The sequence below is a fragment of the Actinomyces sp. ICM47 genome (assembly GCF_000278725.1).
In the GTDB taxonomy this organism is placed as follows: domain Bacteria; phylum Actinomycetota; class Actinomycetes; order Actinomycetales; family Actinomycetaceae; genus Pauljensenia.
The window spans coordinates 1-13,339 of record NZ_ALCA01000089.1 but is presented as its reverse complement, the minus strand read 5'-3'; the positions used below and the strand labels follow the sequence as shown (position 1 = coordinate 13,339).

The 13,339-nt window shown below is 65.3% G+C and carries 16 protein-coding genes and 1 pseudogene; 3 read left to right on the top strand and 14 right to left on the bottom strand.

Going from position 1 to position 13,339, the window contains the following annotated elements; all coding sequences use genetic code 11:
• Positions 1-755: 755 nt before the first annotated feature.
• From HMPREF1136_RS05945 to HMPREF1136_RS05925, 5 genes are all read right to left on the bottom strand, one after another.
• Positions 756-1,022 carry a hypothetical protein gene (locus HMPREF1136_RS05945; RefSeq protein ID WP_009648429.1) on the bottom strand — a complete coding sequence of 89 codons (267 nt, stop codon included), beginning with the start codon at positions 1,020-1,022 and terminating at the stop codon, positions 756-758.
• Positions 1,019-1,543: a hypothetical protein gene (locus HMPREF1136_RS05940; protein WP_009648421.1), complete on the bottom strand. Its 525-nt coding sequence runs from the start codon at positions 1,541-1,543 to the stop codon at positions 1,019-1,021. Before HMPREF1136_RS05940 ends, HMPREF1136_RS05945 begins: the two co-directional genes overlap by 4 nt.
• On the bottom strand, positions 1,536-1,811 hold the full coding sequence (locus tag HMPREF1136_RS05935) for a hypothetical protein (RefSeq protein WP_009648422.1): 276 nt from the start codon (positions 1,809-1,811) through the stop codon (positions 1,536-1,538). The genes HMPREF1136_RS05940 and HMPREF1136_RS05935 overlap by 8 nt, the downstream gene beginning before the upstream one ends.
• Before the next feature lie 259 nt (positions 1,812-2,070).
• The gene (locus HMPREF1136_RS05930; protein WP_009648427.1) at positions 2,071-2,727 is read right to left on the bottom strand and encodes a hypothetical protein; all 657 of its coding nucleotides are present in this window, start codon (positions 2,725-2,727) and stop codon (positions 2,071-2,073) included.
• 106 nt (positions 2,728-2,833) lie between these two features.
• Positions 2,834-3,583, bottom strand: a complete 750-nt coding sequence (locus tag HMPREF1136_RS05925; RefSeq protein WP_009648431.1) for an NADPH-dependent oxidoreductase — start codon at positions 3,581-3,583, stop codon at positions 2,834-2,836.
• Between the two features lie 23 nt (positions 3,584-3,606).
• Between HMPREF1136_RS05925 and HMPREF1136_RS05920 the strand changes: the two genes are divergently transcribed.
• On the top strand, positions 3,607-4,542 hold the full coding sequence (locus HMPREF1136_RS05920) for an alpha/beta fold hydrolase (RefSeq protein WP_009648423.1): 936 nt from the start codon (positions 3,607-3,609) through the stop codon (positions 4,540-4,542).
• A 72-nt stretch (positions 4,543-4,614) separates the two neighbouring features.
• Complete coding sequence (locus HMPREF1136_RS05915) at positions 4,615-5,010, top strand: hypothetical protein (RefSeq protein ID WP_009648428.1); 396 nt, start codon at positions 4,615-4,617, stop codon at positions 5,008-5,010.
• A gap of 85 nt (positions 5,011-5,095) precedes the next feature.
• On the opposite strand, the pseudogene HMPREF1136_RS10690 reads toward HMPREF1136_RS05915, so the two are convergent.
• The 9 genes and pseudogenes from HMPREF1136_RS10690 to HMPREF1136_RS05870 all read right to left on the bottom strand — a co-directional run bounded on the left by HMPREF1136_RS10690 (position 5,096) and on the right by HMPREF1136_RS05870 (position 12,340).
• A pseudogene (locus HMPREF1136_RS10690) lies at positions 5,096-5,615 on the bottom strand (GNAT family N-acetyltransferase).
• Positions 5,615-5,923 carry a type II toxin-antitoxin system TacA family antitoxin gene (locus tag HMPREF1136_RS05905; protein ID WP_009648434.1) on the bottom strand — a complete coding sequence of 103 codons (309 nt, stop codon included), beginning with the start codon at positions 5,921-5,923 and terminating at the stop codon, positions 5,615-5,617. Before HMPREF1136_RS05905 ends, HMPREF1136_RS10690 begins: the two are co-directional and overlap by 1 nt.
• A 156-nt stretch (positions 5,924-6,079) precedes the next feature.
• Complete coding sequence (locus tag HMPREF1136_RS05900; RefSeq protein ID WP_009648430.1) at positions 6,080-6,862, bottom strand: amino acid ABC transporter ATP-binding protein; 783 nt, start codon at positions 6,860-6,862, stop codon at positions 6,080-6,082.
• Entirely contained in the window at positions 6,862-7,734 is an 873-nt protein-coding gene (locus HMPREF1136_RS05895) for an amino acid ABC transporter permease (protein WP_009648433.1), read from the bottom strand. The genes HMPREF1136_RS05900 and HMPREF1136_RS05895 overlap by 1 nt, the downstream gene beginning before the upstream one ends.
• Positions 7,735-7,746: 12 nt before the next feature.
• A complete protein-coding gene (locus HMPREF1136_RS05890) occupies positions 7,747-8,610 on the bottom strand; it encodes an ABC transporter substrate-binding protein (RefSeq protein ID WP_009648426.1) in 864 nt (287 codons plus the stop codon).
• Between the two features lie 234 nt (positions 8,611-8,844).
• On the bottom strand, positions 8,845-8,997 hold the full coding sequence (locus HMPREF1136_RS11050) for a hypothetical protein (protein ID WP_009648419.1): 153 nt from the start codon (positions 8,995-8,997) through the stop codon (positions 8,845-8,847).
• Between the two features lie 186 nt (positions 8,998-9,183).
• Positions 9,184-10,476: an amidohydrolase family protein gene (locus HMPREF1136_RS05880; RefSeq protein WP_009648425.1), complete on the bottom strand. Its 1,293-nt coding sequence runs from the start codon at positions 10,474-10,476 to the stop codon at positions 9,184-9,186.
• Between the two features lie 83 nt (positions 10,477-10,559).
• Positions 10,560-12,026 (bottom strand): adenosylhomocysteinase, encoded by a 1,467-nt coding sequence (locus HMPREF1136_RS05875; RefSeq protein ID WP_009648432.1) that lies wholly within the window; start codon positions 12,024-12,026, stop codon positions 10,560-10,562.
• Between the two features lie 110 nt (positions 12,027-12,136).
• Positions 12,137-12,340 (bottom strand): hypothetical protein, encoded by a 204-nt coding sequence (locus tag HMPREF1136_RS05870; RefSeq protein ID WP_009648420.1) that lies wholly within the window; start codon positions 12,338-12,340, stop codon positions 12,137-12,139.
• 241 nt (positions 12,341-12,581) lie between these two features.
• Between HMPREF1136_RS05870 and HMPREF1136_RS05865 the strand changes: the two genes are divergently transcribed.
• Positions 12,582-13,339, top strand: a 758-nt coding sequence (locus tag HMPREF1136_RS05865; RefSeq protein WP_009648424.1) for an ABC transporter ATP-binding protein, incomplete at its 3' end; no start/stop codon positions are given.

Genomic DNA, 13,339 nt, shown 5'->3' with positions numbered 1-13,339 from the left:
TATGCGTCTGTGAGAGAGGCGAGGCCGTGGCCGCGTTGCGCTGATGGGAGTGTTCGCTGGTTTCCTGGTGCTTGAACTCGGCGGATGAGGCAGAACCCCAGTCCCCGCTAGGGGGACTGGGGTTCCTATCAAGCGTTGCCTCTCAGAGCAACCCTTTTCCTGATCGGGGTTTAATCAGGAGAAGAGGCCAAGAATGGTACCAACAAAGGTGAGGAACGCGTTGATAACTGCGGTGATCTGCTCAAACATCGCTGCTTCTTTCTTCTGGTCAGCTCCCAGTCCACCTGGAGGGCTTGGTTCGTCGAAATTTCGTCTCCGGAGGCCTTAAATATATCTAAAGGTGATCGCGTGGTCAAGTTTTACACCCGTTATCTTTTCGTGATTTTTAGCTGAGGGATTTGAGTTATTTCTTTCATTTCATACGAGTGTAGTTTTGTTATATTTACTCGTAATACGTACATTCGCGCTTTATTTGCGGGGTAAGTGTGGGTCGCGTTTTGCAGTTGTGGCAAGTGGTTGCAAAACCGAGCTAGAAGAGATGGTCGTCACTATATTCCTGACCAATAGGTCAGTTGAGCGTGATGTGCCCGGAATCTGCGTCGGTGCCCGCGCCTGGCATACGATCCGCTGAGGCTAGGTGAAGGGCCGCCACTCGACCGTGGATGGTCGAGCGACGGCCCTTCGTTATCGTGTTGCCAGTGGCCGGGGGATAGTGCGAGGCTGGCACTTCGCTGCCCGTCTCGCCCTATCGTCCCTTACCGGTGCAGGAGCAGCGCAGTGTCGATGGTGCGGCGAGGCAAGCGTGTCACGTGGTGCATGATGCGGGCGGCTTGCGCCCGATCTCCGTGCGCCTCGCGTAGCGCGGCACCAGCGAGCTGGTGAAGCTCCTCGTACCTGTGTGTCGTCGCGTATGACGGCTTGCGTCGGCTGGTGAAGAAGCGGGCCGTCGCCCACAGGAGAAAACCGACGAGGTAGGCAGCGAGGCCCACGCCGACGACGCCGAGAACTGCGGTGGTGCTCATCGCTCGTGCCCCGATTCGGTTGTTGCCCCGCGCGGGTTGGTCGTGCGCGTCGCGGATGCCTCCCTCGTGGCGGAATCGGATGCCGAGGCCTCGTCCGGCTGGAACTGCGTGGTGCCCGGTCGAGATGACATCGGGTAGGAGGGTCTCGTGCCGACCTGTGGTGCGGCCGAACCAGGATGCGCCATCGGGTAGGGGCTGGAGGTGAGCGGGGCGGCGGGTTCACTGCACACGAGGATCTGGGCGACGTCGATGGGCAGCCCCGCGGCCGAGGAGACGTATCGGATCGTCGGTACGATCCCGATCATGGGGATGAGCCGGTGAATGTGCTCCATGAGCAGGGGTTCGTCCTGCCGGATGCGCTCGAAGTCGAACCCGTAGAGCTGTACCAGGCGCTCGCGCTCCATCTGGAGGTTCTTTTCGCGCACGCCCATGACGACCGCGTAGAACATGGGCGCGAGCATCAGGAAAAAGAAGATGACGAAGAATACGACAAGGGTGAAGGGCAGTGCGTCGTTATGCATGATCGGTGTAGAGGGAGAGGAGGGTATTGATGGTGGCAGCGGGGAGCAGGGTCTTGCGGCGCAGCCTGCGGGCGGCTTTCGTGCGGTCGCCGTCCGTGTCGGCCAGGACTTGGCGCACGAGGGGGTCGAGCTGCGAATAGCGGGTGTTGAGAGATCTCCGCTTGAATTGGGTGCCAAGTGCCTTTCCGAGTGGCGACACAAGCACGATAAATATCATCATCATGATCATGAAGATGAAGAACAGTGTCGAGCTGGCTTCGTATGTCACGGGCGCGCCTCCTTCCAGATCATCCGCTCAGTGCGGTCCAGGTGTCACGCGTGGCGAACCCGTCTCGTACCGTGCGGTAGATGTATGCGCTACCACCATCCTATGGGCTATCGGGGCGCGGGTCTAGTTTCGGAGGAACGCACGAGAAACGGGAAAAACCTGCCCAGAACCTCCCGGTGGAACCTGCGATAACGCTGTCATAGCGGATGACACAGGGGTCGGAGCAGGCCTCGACGATGGTGAGCAGCGGCCCAGGCTGTCAGCCCCTGGCACGCGGGTTGCCCGGATCATTACACATGGTAATGCCCTCGAAACCAGCGGCCCCCAGCACCTGGAAGATGTCGTCGAGGAGGATCATCGGCTCGGCTGTGCCCGCCGCGAACTCTGGGTGGCGGATCTCGATGGCGGCCATGCCGCGAGGGTCCGAAACGGGTTCGGTGTCGAACTTTTCCGACAGTAGCTGGTTCGCTTCCTCCAGGTCGGCAGGGGAGCCGAACGCCCAGGTCACGGCCTTGTTGCCCGCGCCCGTGGGGGTGCGATGAATGTACATGCGGGTCATGAGGATGCGGCGACCGTGGCGCGGGAACACGTCACCCACGCGCATAAACAGGGCGATGTCGGCCAGCTCCCCACCCAGCGACGAATCCACGAGCGCGTACCCGTAGGCGCCGATACCGCGCAGGGTCAAGGCGTCCGCGAGAAGCCCGATGACCTCATCCCCGAAGGGCTCGGGCTGGAAGTACACGCCCTCGCCGACCTTCGGCGCATTCGGGCCGAGCAGTGTGATCTCGAAGCCGGCGTCCGCCAGCGCGTCCCGAACGAGCGCCACGTTATGCTCCGGGAAGGGATGCAGCGCGGCCGCGTTCGCGGCGATGCGCTCGATGAACACGTAGGTGGAAAAACCAAGCTCAGCCATACATACATTGTAAGCGCGTGTCAAGCTCCGCATGCGACGAGGCCGTGGCACCCCGGGCGGTCAGGTGACCACGAGGGGAGACCACGGCCTCGTCAATGAAAACGGGTCAGCGCAGACACAGCCCCTGCTCGTGGAGAACCTCCATGATAGGAGAGACGTGCGCACCGCCCACGCCGATGTTCGTGGCGACCAGGTGCGAGAAAGACTCGAGGCGCGAACCCGAGCGCAGGTCGTAGTACTCGGTGACCTCGCGGTCGTAGTCGGCGAGCGTCTCGGAATAGGATTCGACGCGTGGGTACGTGTTCTGTGCGGTCATGACAGAGCGGGGCATGCGCGGCTTCTGGCCGGGCTCCTGGTCCGGGTGGCCGACGAGCAGGCCGACGATCGGGAAGGTCAGCTCCGGCAGCTCGAGCGCCTTGACGACGGTGCGCGGATCGGCGAGGATCGAGCCGAGGTAGACGGTGCCCAAGCCCATCGACTCGGCGGCCACGACCACGTTCTGCGCGGCCAGGAGCGCATCCTCAAGGGCCGTGAGGAACAGGTTGATCGACCCCAGGGCCTCCGAGGAAATTCCCTGCTCGGCGCGGATGCGGCTGTTGCGGTACAGGTCGGCCACGAAGATGAACAGATCGCCCTTCGTGCCGCCCACGTAGGGCTGGCCGGACGCGGCGCCGATCGCCTCACGCACCTTGGGGTCGGTGATGTGCAGGATCGTGCAGGACTGCAGGAACGAGGAGGTGGCGGTGTGGCGGGCCACGTCCATCAGCGTGGTAACCTCGGCCTCGGTGAGAGGCTGATCCTTGTAGGCGCGGATCGTGCGGTGGGCGAGCTGGCTCGCAATCGTCTCGTTTGTCATGCGTTCATTCTACGATTGGGTGCGTGAAACAAATAGATCCCTTCGGACCTTTTGCGCTGGCAGCAAACGTCACGCCCGTCGCCGTGCCCTCCCCGGCCGGCGAACTGAGCGGCCTGCTGACCGGCCCGAGCGCACCCGCCCTCGTCGACGGTACCCCCGCGATTTCCGCCGCCTCGGCCCCGGACGCAGCGGGGGAGAACCGCGCGCTCCTCGTTCCCGGCTACACGGGATCCAAGGAGGACTACGCGCCCGTCCTGCCCTTCCTGGGGAAGGCGGGCTGGGACGTCCTCGCCTATTCGCAACGAGGCCAGGGCGGGTCCGCCGCGCCCGCCGGCCTGGGTGCGTACGGGATGAGCGACTTTGTCGGTGACCTCATCGCCGTCGCCGAGGCCTGGGCTGGGACCACGGGGCGCGTGCACCTCGTGGGACACTCCTTCGGCGGCATCGTCGCGCGCGCGGCAGTCGTCGCCCGGCCTGACCTCTTCGCCTCCGTCACCCTGTTCTGCTCGGGTCGCGTCGTCTACGACTGGATGAACACCCTGCCGATCCTTGACCCCCTGCCCACGGGTCCCGGCGCGCGTGAGCAGGTGCTGCGCGCCTACTTCCCCGACATGAACTTTGACGAACCCGGCGTCGGATGGGCCGAATTCCAACGTGTTCGCGCACTGGACACGGCCTCGGAAAACCTGGTCGGCATCGCCCGTATCCTCTCCCAGCTGCGCCCCGACACCCCCGCGCTGGCGGCCACGGGCGTGCCCGTGCACGTGCTGTACGGGGATCAGGATGAGGTGTGGCCGCCCGCCTGGTACGCGGAGGAGGCCTCGGATTTGGGTGCGCGAGAGAGTGTCATCCGCGGTGGCGCGCACAGTGCACAGCTGCAGTTCCCGCAGCAGTGGGCGGATCTCGCGCGAGCATTCTGGGCGGACGTGGAGTCGGGGGCGCTGGTCTGGTCCCTGTGACGCGTGTGTACGTTGTCCCAAAAGCTGGCATCGTGACGCATCGTTGTAAGGTCCGCTGCCTATGATGGAGATATGAACAAGCGTTCCATCCTCACCGCAGTGCTCGCACTCGGCCTGGGCGTCACCGCCCTGACCGGCTGCTCCGACAACACCGGCGCCAACTACGTGACGCCCAGCAACGTCGAGACCATCCAGAACACCATCGCCGAAATCGGCGACCAGGGTGTCAAGGTCCCCGAGAAGCGCGACCTCAAGGTCACGCTGCCCGAGTCTGACAAGGCAGCCGACTACAAGGTTGAGGTCTCTGACCCCGAGACCCTCTCCGTTGGCAAGCCCGAGAAGAACGTCATCACCCTGCATCCCCTCAAGGTGACCGGTGAGGACGCGGACCCCGTCACCGTCACCGTTACCGACAAGGACGGTATCACCACCGACTTCAAGGTGACCGTGACCGAGGGCGCCAACTGATCTGGCACTATTGACACTGACCCTGTGAGGGCCCGGGATCGCCGCGATCCCGGGCCCTCACGTATTGACGCCCAATCGGGGTGCCTCACAGAGCATCGATAAACTCCCGCAGGGCACGTAGCGGCAACACCAGGTGGTTCTCCGCTCCGGGGCAGGAAACAAAGTTTGAGGACTGGTTAAGGTAGAACTCGCGTGCTCGGTCGTTAGCGCAATGGACGAGGAGCGCAGTGAATCCGACGTCGTTGCTCAGTCGATAGGTTCGCAGGAGGGCATCTGTGAGCAGGGCTGCGCCGATGCCTCGTCCTTGCGCGCGCTGATCGACGGCGAGGCGCGCAAGGAGGAGAACGGGGCACGGATCCGGACGTCGTTGCGGCTTGAGAGACTCTGGGAGTCTGATGCGCTCCACGGCTCCCGTGGCAAGGGCGTAAAACCCTAGCGTTTCCGGCCCCTGCGTAGCGACGAAGACGCGCGCGTTACCGGTCGCGTGGTTCTGCCATGCGAATCGGTGGAACCAGTCGTCAATCTCGGGGTTCCCCGATTGGAAGCGTGATCGGTCATCTCGCCGCTCAAGGGGGGCGAGGCTCTTGCAGGACTGCTGCGTACATCAGTTCTCGGAAATTTTCGGTGTGCTCAGGTCAATGTGAGTGCCGAAGGGCGAGGGGCGATCAAAGAGTTTGCGCAGCTTGGGATCGTCCGTCGGCGGTGCCTGCAGAATCTCTTCGAAGCGGGCGTGGTCCTCTTCGTTCAGCATGAAGAAGCGCTGGTCTGCGAGGCGGCGCTGGGCTTCCATCGTGACGGTGGACAGGATGAAATCGCTGATGCTGCGGGCGTCCTGTTCGGCCGCCCGACGGATGAGCGCGTCCTGTTCTTCGGTAAGACGCAGATCCAGGCGTCGTGTCTTTGTGCTGCTCATCGACTGTCTCCTCTCATCTGTACGGAATATATCCGTACAGATGAGACTCTAGCATGTTGGGACGAGGCCGTGGCCACCTTCCGGTTCCGCGCGCGGGTACGAGAAAAGGGGGCACCCGGCTGTGAGCCGGTCGCCCCCTTCCGTGTCGCTCAGGAGTTAGCGCAGGATTCGCGCTAGGAAATCCCTGGTGGCCTGCTCGCGCGGGTCGTCGATCACCTGCTCCGGCGGACCCTGCTCAACGATCTGGCCGCCGCGGAGGAACACGACGCGGTCGGCCGCCTGGCGAGCAAAACTGATCTCGTGCGTCGCCATGAGAATGGTCGATCCCTGAGCCTTGATTTCGCGCACGAGGTCCAAGACCTCGCCGACGAGCACCGGGTCCAGCGCAGCTGTGATCTCGTCCAGCAGAAGCAGCTCCGGGTTCGTGGCGAGCGCACGGGCAATCGCGACGCGCTGCTGCTGGCCGCCCGACAGGCGATCCGGATACTCCTTCGCCTTATCCTTCAGCCCGATGCGATCCAGCAGCTCCAGGCCGCGCTCGTGCGCGCGGCCCTTCTCCCAGCCGTGCACCTTGCGGGCCGCCAACGTCACGTTATCCAGCACCGACATGTGCGGGAACAGGTTGTAGTGCTGGAACACCACGCCGATGCGCGCACGGATCTTATCCGCGTTCGCGCGCGGATCCGTGATGTCCTCGCCGCCCAAAAAGATCTGCCCGTCATCCACCCGCTCCAGCAGGTTGGCGCAGCGCAGCAGCGTCGACTTTCCCGAGCCCGACGCGCCCAAAAGGACCACGACCTCGTGCGAAGCGACGTCCAGGTCCAGGCCGCGCAGCACGACGTTGTCGCCGAAGCGCTTGACGACGCCCACGGCACGCAGGACCGGGGTGGCCGACCGAGCGGCGTGCGCCGATGCCTCGTTCATTTCGGTGACCGACATCAGACGGTACCTCCCATCTGCTCGCGCTTACGCAGCCGGGCCGTGTACCAGTCCGACAAGCGAATGAAGGGGAACGACAAAACGATGAACAGCAGGCCGGCAACCACGTACGACGTCATGTTGTAGGTCTTGGCCTGAACCATCTGTGCCGAGCGGATCGCGTCCACCGCGCCCAAGACCGAGATCAGGCCCACGTCCTTCTGCATCGAAATGAAGTCGTTCATCAGCGCGGGCGTCACCTTGCGGATCGCCTGCGGCACGATGATCATGCGCAGCGTCTGCCCGTGAGTCAGGCCCAGCGAACGGGCCGCGTAACGCTGGGACGGGTGCACCGAGTCGAGGCCGGCACGCAGCACCTCGGCCACATACGAGGAATACGTCAGCACCAGCGCAACAGTGCCCAAAACAGCGGTCGGGATACGCGTCGTCGGATTGAGAGCGGGGATACCGAAGCCGATCAGGTAGAGGACCACCAGGAAGGGGACGCCTCGGAAAATATCCGTGTACGCCGCCGCCAGGAAACGGATCGGGAAGAACACGGGCCCGCCCAGCGTACGCGCGGCCGCCAGCAGCGTCGCGAACACGGCGACGCCGAGGACCGCGACCAGCAGGATCCGAATGTTGAGCCACAGGCCGGACAAGACCTGCGGGAAAGCCTGGACGAAGTACTTGCCGTTGAAGAAGGTATTGCGGGTGGCCTCCCACCCGTCGGAGTTGACGACCACGGCGATGAGGATGCCCGCCACCACGATCGTGGAGGCCAGGGAAATGAGGACCGACCGGGTCGTCTGCTTGCGTCGATAAGCGCGCCGACCACGCTCCACCGCCGAAACGGGGGGCGTGGCCAGCGCGTCACTCGAGTAGTCACTCATGAGCCTGGGGCCTCACTTGAGGATCGGCACGTTCTGTGCCTCGTTCAGCCACTTCTCCTGCAGCTCGTCGAGCTTGCCGGATTCGGCCAGGCGATCAACAGCTGCGGAGACCGTGGGGGTCAGCTTCGAACCCTTGGGCAGGACGATGCCGTAGTTCTCGCCGTCCTGGGCGTCCGCGAACTGGCCGACGACCACACCGTTGTCAACCTGCGTGGCGATCATGTTGAACGCGGTGGGCAGGTCAACGACGATCGCGTCCACGCGGCCCGTCTGCAGGGCCAGGACCGTGTCGTCGGAAGAGTTGAACATCTGCAGCTTCTGGGACAGCCCGGGTTCCAGGGTGTCGGAGGCGAACTGCTGCGACGTCGTGCCCGCCTGGACGCCGATCAGGACGTCCTTCAGGTCCGCGATGGACTTCGCATCGGCGGCTGGGGTACCGGCCTTGGCGATGATGGCCTCGGAGGTCGTGTAATACGGGGACGTGAAGTCGACGGCGTTACGACGTTCGTCGGTGATGGAGAACTGCTGAATGTTCAGATCCCAGTCCTTCGCGCCGGGCGTGATCGACGATTCGAAGGTGGCGCGCACCCACTGGACGTTGTCCGCGCTGTAGCCGAGTTCCTCGGCCAGGGCGTAGATGACGGCCGACTCGTAGCCTTCGCCCGAGGCCGGGTCGTTGTTCAGGATCCACGGCGAGTAGGCGGGATCGGAGGTGGCGACGGTGAGCTTGCCTTCCGTCACGGTCGGTAGGGCACCGGGGCCGTAGGTCTGCTCGGCGTCGGCGGAAGATGAGGAGTTCGTGCCGCCCGAGCAGGCGGCCAGGCCGAGGGCCGCGACGGCGGCGACGGCAGCGAGGGAACGGACAGAGCGGCGCATGGGGCCTCCCAGTGACGTGGGGGATCCCGCCGTGATCGGCGGGTCTGACCTGTTGAGAGTATCGACGCTCCAACGGGCGCGCTGGCGTCGTTTCAAAGCACGAAACAATGGAACAAGGTAGGGGAGAGAAAACGTTGCAAGTGCGGGGAAAACAAACGATAGGGGAATGGGACACAGTGACGCGCAAATGTGGAAAGGGACCGGGCCGCGTGGGCCCGGTCCCTTTCCGTCAGGTCACTTCTGGAACTTGTCCTTCAGACCGGAGGCAACCTCGGTCGCCTTGTCCTTGGCGACCTCAACGATCTTCTCGACGTTCTCTTCGCCGATCGTTTCCTTGGCCTTCTCGAAGCCCTCTTCAGCCTGCTTCTTCAGATCTTCCAGACCCATGTGTCCTCCTTAGAAAAACCGCTCGAATGTTCCGGGCGGATGCGATCATCCTAGGGGTGTGTGCACGTGAGTGCGCTGTGAATGGGTGGGGCGCGAAACCTATGGCGTCAATCAGCGGGGACACGTCGGTCATGCAACACTCCAAACGAAGAGAAAGACCGGCTGAACGGTAAGGAAACGACAGGGTCAGCGCGAGGCCGAGTAGCGCACGCGCCCGGACACGACGGTCTCGACGACGCGCCCGGCGCCGTGGCGGGCGACGGTGTCGATGGTCTCCACGATCGAGGTGACGGGCACGTCGACGACGCACATGTCGGCGACCGCGCCCGACTGGAGCTGACCCAGGCGGTCGGGACCCGTCGCCAGGCCCATCGCGGTGGCACCGCCCAGGGTCGCTGCCTGCAGGAGGCGGCGCGCCAGATCCTGATCCTCATACCCCTGAACTCGCGCCAGATCGAAGAGGAGAGCGACGTCCTCAAGCAGGTCGAGGGAGGGGGAGGAGGACAGGGAGTCCGTGCCCACCGCGATCATGTTTCCCTCGGTGAGGTAGGCGGCGACTGGCGGTGCATCCAGGCCGATCACCTGATTTGAGCGCGGGCACAGTGCCACGGCCGTCTGCCGGGCGCGCAGCCGTCTGCGGTCGTCGGCGCGCATGTACACGCCGTGTGCGACGTGGCAGTCGGGTCCGAGGACGCCCAACTGATCGACAAACTGCGTCGAGGAGAAGCCGCCGCCGCGTGAACGCATCGCCGTGAACGACGAGGAGTGTTCACTCTTCCACAGGTCGGCCAGGGCGGTTGTGCGCGTCTCAGACCATTCGGCCTCGGAGTGGGACTCGCCCAGGTGAATGTGGATGCGCATGCCGCGACGCCTCGCCATGTCGGGCAGGTCCAGCAGAGGCTCGGCGTCGAGGGAGTAGGGGGCGTGCGGGGAAATACCCACGCCCGGAGGGGTCGGCATCGCGTCCAGAGAAGCGGAGACCTCGCGCTCGCCGCGAGCCTTCCACTCCTCGTTCGACCAGCCCATGACCTCCCAGTAGGCGACGCCGTGCAGCCCAGCGTCGTGCAGCGCCGAGGCCGCGGCGGCGTCCGTCACCACGTCGGCGGCAGCGGTCGTGCCGCTTCCTAGGAGCAGCCGCGCGCCTTCGGCTGCGTCGCCTCCCCAGTCCAGGCCGCCCGCGTCGTAGACCTCGTCGAAAGCGCGCGCCCAACTGTCGAAACCGCGGTACTGCCCGGCTCCCACGGACGCCATACCCGTGTACTGCAGGTGCGTGTGCGCATTAACGAGGCCGGGGAGCAGCACGCCGTCGAAGTGGCGTTCGGTGAAGGAAAGGCCACGCTGCGTGAGCGTGTCGATAACCCAGCCGCGCGCTCCCACGTGCTCGATGCGCCCGTCGCGCACGGCAACAGCGCCGTCGAGGATCGAGGGGGCGGTGATTGGGATGACCATGCCGGCGGACCAGACGACCACGTCGCTCATGGGGGACCTTTCGGTGGGGGACGCTGACTAACAGTGTAGGAGTGGGGCGGGCGCGCCCGCCCGCAGGTGGGCGTGAGCTGCGACTATGACAGGGACAGCGCACGCAGCGCAGCCGCCGCGACCGCGTCGTCGGCCTCGCGCGGCAGGTCGTGCACGCCGGGGGCCAGCTCGCTGCCACGGGTGAGGAGCTCGCGCAGGGACGCCAGCTGCACGCCGAAGCTCATGTCCATGATCTCGATGGGGTTTCCCTCACCCGCCGTGTAGTTGATACCCTCCCCGCGCTCGAGGACGCGCAGCGTCTTACCGGAGGGGCTGGTGAGGGCCTGCACGTGGGGATCACCCGACTCGGCCATGATCCAGGAGGCGGCCACGGCCTCGTCGATGGACACCTCCCCGTCGACGCCGCCGGCGACCGTGACGATTGCGCCGTCCGGAGCGGCCTCCAGCGCGCTCAGCGGGATTGTCGCCCGCTCGCCCGTCGCGGAAATCAGCATGCCCGCGCTCGGGACAGCATCCTCCAGCGAGGCAACCGTGAAACCGTCCATCGACGCCTGCAAGGCGCGCACGGGATCCAGCTCCACGACGGTCACGCGGGCACCGAGCGCCGCGCCGAAACGCGCGCAGCCGCGGCCCACGTCGCCGTAGCCGATGACGACGACGCTCATCCCCGCCACGGGCGCGCCTCCGCCGCGCGGGTCAATCAGGTCCAGGATCGTCGTCCAGCACGACTGACCCGTCCCGTAGGCGTTGTCAAACAGGGTCTTTGACCGCGCATCGTTCGAGGCCAGAACCGGAATGCGCAGGTCGAAAGAACGCAGGGGGCGCAGCCCCGAAGTGGTCTCCTCCGCCGCGCCGACCAGCGCGTCCAGAACGCCCGGGCAGCGTTCCGTATCGTGCGCCAGGCGGATCAGGTGAGAGCCGTCGTCCAGCAGGAATTCGCTGCGCTGAGCCAGGAAATCGCGCGCGAGCTGCCACTCTCGCTCGCGGGATGCGCTCGAGTCCGCGAACACGGGGATGCCAGCGTCGCGCAGCCTGGCCGCGACGTCCTCGCGGGTTTCCGACGCCCAGCCGAAGACGCTCACGCGCGCCCCGGCCTCGGCGAGCATGAGGGCCAGGGACGCCGTCTTCGGCTCCAGGACGAGAGAAAGCCCCACGCTCCTGCCCGCAACCAGGGGAGCCAGGGTGCGTGCCGCCGCCTCGGTGACGGGCATGTGGGTGCGCGCCCACTCGATGCGCCCCTCGTCGCCGGGACCCGTGATGGTGCGCCCGTCGGGGGCGACGACCGCCCGGAAGGTGCCTCCGGGAGCCAGGACTGTGATCGCCCCGAGCCTGGGGGTCGCGTCCTCCTCGAGCGCGAACACGACCGGGGGCGAGGCCGGGGTTCCCTCGGCGTCCGACAGCGGGCCCACGTGCGCACCGAACGCGCGCAGCAGGGCGGCCAGCGTCGGGTCGTCCGTCGCGAAGGAACGCCCCGCGATGAGCATATTCGTGGCCCGCGCGTAGGCGCGTAGCAGCAGCTGAGCGGCGAGGGGATCCAGGACGGCAGTCATGCGTCAAACGTAGCAACTGCGGTACCTGCGCGTCCCCGCGAGTATGCGCGAGGACTCCTCGCGGGTATACAAAAGGGACCGGGCCCTGCGGCCCAGCCCCTTTCGTCAGATCACTTGCCGAGCTTGTCCTTGGCCTTGTCGGCAACCTCTTCAGCCTTGCCCTTGGCGGCGTGGGTGGCTTCCTTGGCCTTGTCCTTGGCCTCGCCAGCCAGTTCGGTGAGCTTGTCCTTGGCTTCCTCGGCCTTCTCCTTGGTCGCGTCGACGACCTTCTCAATGTTCTCTTCAGTCTGCTTCTTCAGATCTTCCAGACCCATGGTGCTCTCCTTGGAGTAATGCCGTTCTGACAGTCAGAATGGACAAAACCGATCCTATCGGTCATATGCCCATGTGTCGTGAGGTGTGGGAACAAAATTCCACATGCCGATAAATGATTGACATAGTGCCGTGGGGAGGGGAGATTTCCGCCGTCTCTGTCGACGTGTCGGGGGACTCTCAGGGGGCAACCAGGGCAGCCCCTCATGGAAGTGAGATGTGCCTCGGGAATAACGTGGAGGCATGACTGAGAACAACGCGGGCCTGGTGACCCGAGCACTAACGAAGACATACATGCGTGGGAACACGCCCGTCCACGCGCTGGCGGGTGTCGATCTGACGCTCCCGCAGGGCACACAGGTCGCGATCATGGGTCCTTCCGGCTCCGGTAAGACGACCCTCCTGCATTGCCTGGCGGGCGTGCTGCGCCCCAGCTCCGGGTCGATCACCCTGGATGGCGAAGAGATGACGACCATGTCGGAACGCGCCTTGTCCACCCTGCGTCTGCGCCGCTTCGGCTTTGTGTTCCAGGACGGCCAGCTCCTGCCTGAGCTGCCCACGCAAGAGAACATCGCGATGCCCCTCATGCTGGCGGGCACACCCAAATCGGAGGCTATTGCCCGGGCTCGCGAGATCCTCGCGAACCTCGGCCTCGACGGTGCCGGCCCCTATCGGCCCGGCCAGCTCTCGGGCGGCCAGGCCCAGCGCGTCGCCATCGGTCGTGCGCTCGCCACCAACCCCTCGGTGATTTTCGCCGACGAACCCACGGGAGCCCTCGACCAGGCGACCGGCGGCGAGGTCATGTCCCTCCTGACCAGCGCCTGCACCTCCACGGGCGCATCCCTCGTCCTCGTCACCCATGACCCGGCGGTCGCCGCGCGCCTGCCGCACACGATCCACGTGCGTGATGGCCGCGTTTCCCTCGAGGGACGAGGCAGTGGCGCGCCCAGCCCGGCCCCGGCCTCGTCGGGAACGACCCCGGGTGCCTCCACGGTGGCCGG

Excerpts from the sequence above, each read along its gene's own strand:
- HMPREF1136_RS05895 (WP_009648433.1), bottom strand. The coding sequence starts at position 7,734 with ATGAGTGACTACTCGAGTGACGCGCTGGCCACGCCCCCCGTTTCGGCG.
- HMPREF1136_RS05930 (WP_009648427.1), bottom strand. The coding sequence starts at position 2,727 with ATGGCTGAGCTTGGTTTTTCCACCTACGTGTTCATCGAGCGCATCGCC.
- HMPREF1136_RS05875 (WP_009648432.1), bottom strand. The coding sequence starts at position 12,026 with ATGACTGCCGTCCTGGATCCCCTCGCCGCTCAGCTGCTGCTACGCGCC.
- HMPREF1136_RS05870 (WP_009648420.1), bottom strand. The coding sequence starts at position 12,340 with ATGGGTCTGGAAGATCTGAAGAAGCAGACTGAAGAGAACATTGAGAAG.
- HMPREF1136_RS05905 (WP_009648434.1), bottom strand. The coding sequence starts at position 5,923 with ATGAGCAGCACAAAGACACGACGCCTGGATCTGCGTCTTACCGAAGAA.
- HMPREF1136_RS11050 (WP_009648419.1), bottom strand. The coding sequence starts at position 8,997 with ATGGGTCTGGAAGATCTGAAGAAGCAGGCTGAAGAGGGCTTCGAGAAG.
- HMPREF1136_RS05880 (WP_009648425.1), bottom strand. The coding sequence starts at position 10,476 with ATGAGCGACGTGGTCGTCTGGTCCGCCGGCATGGTCATCCCAATCACC.
- HMPREF1136_RS05940 (WP_009648421.1), bottom strand. The coding sequence starts at position 1,543 with ATGCATAACGACGCACTGCCCTTCACCCTTGTCGTATTCTTCGTCATC.
- HMPREF1136_RS05925 (WP_009648431.1), bottom strand. The coding sequence starts at position 3,583 with ATGACAAACGAGACGATTGCGAGCCAGCTCGCCCACCGCACGATCCGC.
- HMPREF1136_RS05945 (WP_009648429.1), bottom strand. The coding sequence starts at position 1,022 with ATGAGCACCACCGCAGTTCTCGGCGTCGTCGGCGTGGGCCTCGCTGCC.
- HMPREF1136_RS05915 (WP_009648428.1), top strand. The coding sequence starts at position 4,615 with ATGAACAAGCGTTCCATCCTCACCGCAGTGCTCGCACTCGGCCTGGGC.
- HMPREF1136_RS05900 (WP_009648430.1), bottom strand. The coding sequence starts at position 6,862 with ATGTCGGTCACCGAAATGAACGAGGCATCGGCGCACGCCGCTCGGTCG.
- HMPREF1136_RS05890 (WP_009648426.1), bottom strand. The coding sequence starts at position 8,610 with ATGCGCCGCTCTGTCCGTTCCCTCGCTGCCGTCGCCGCCGTCGCGGCC.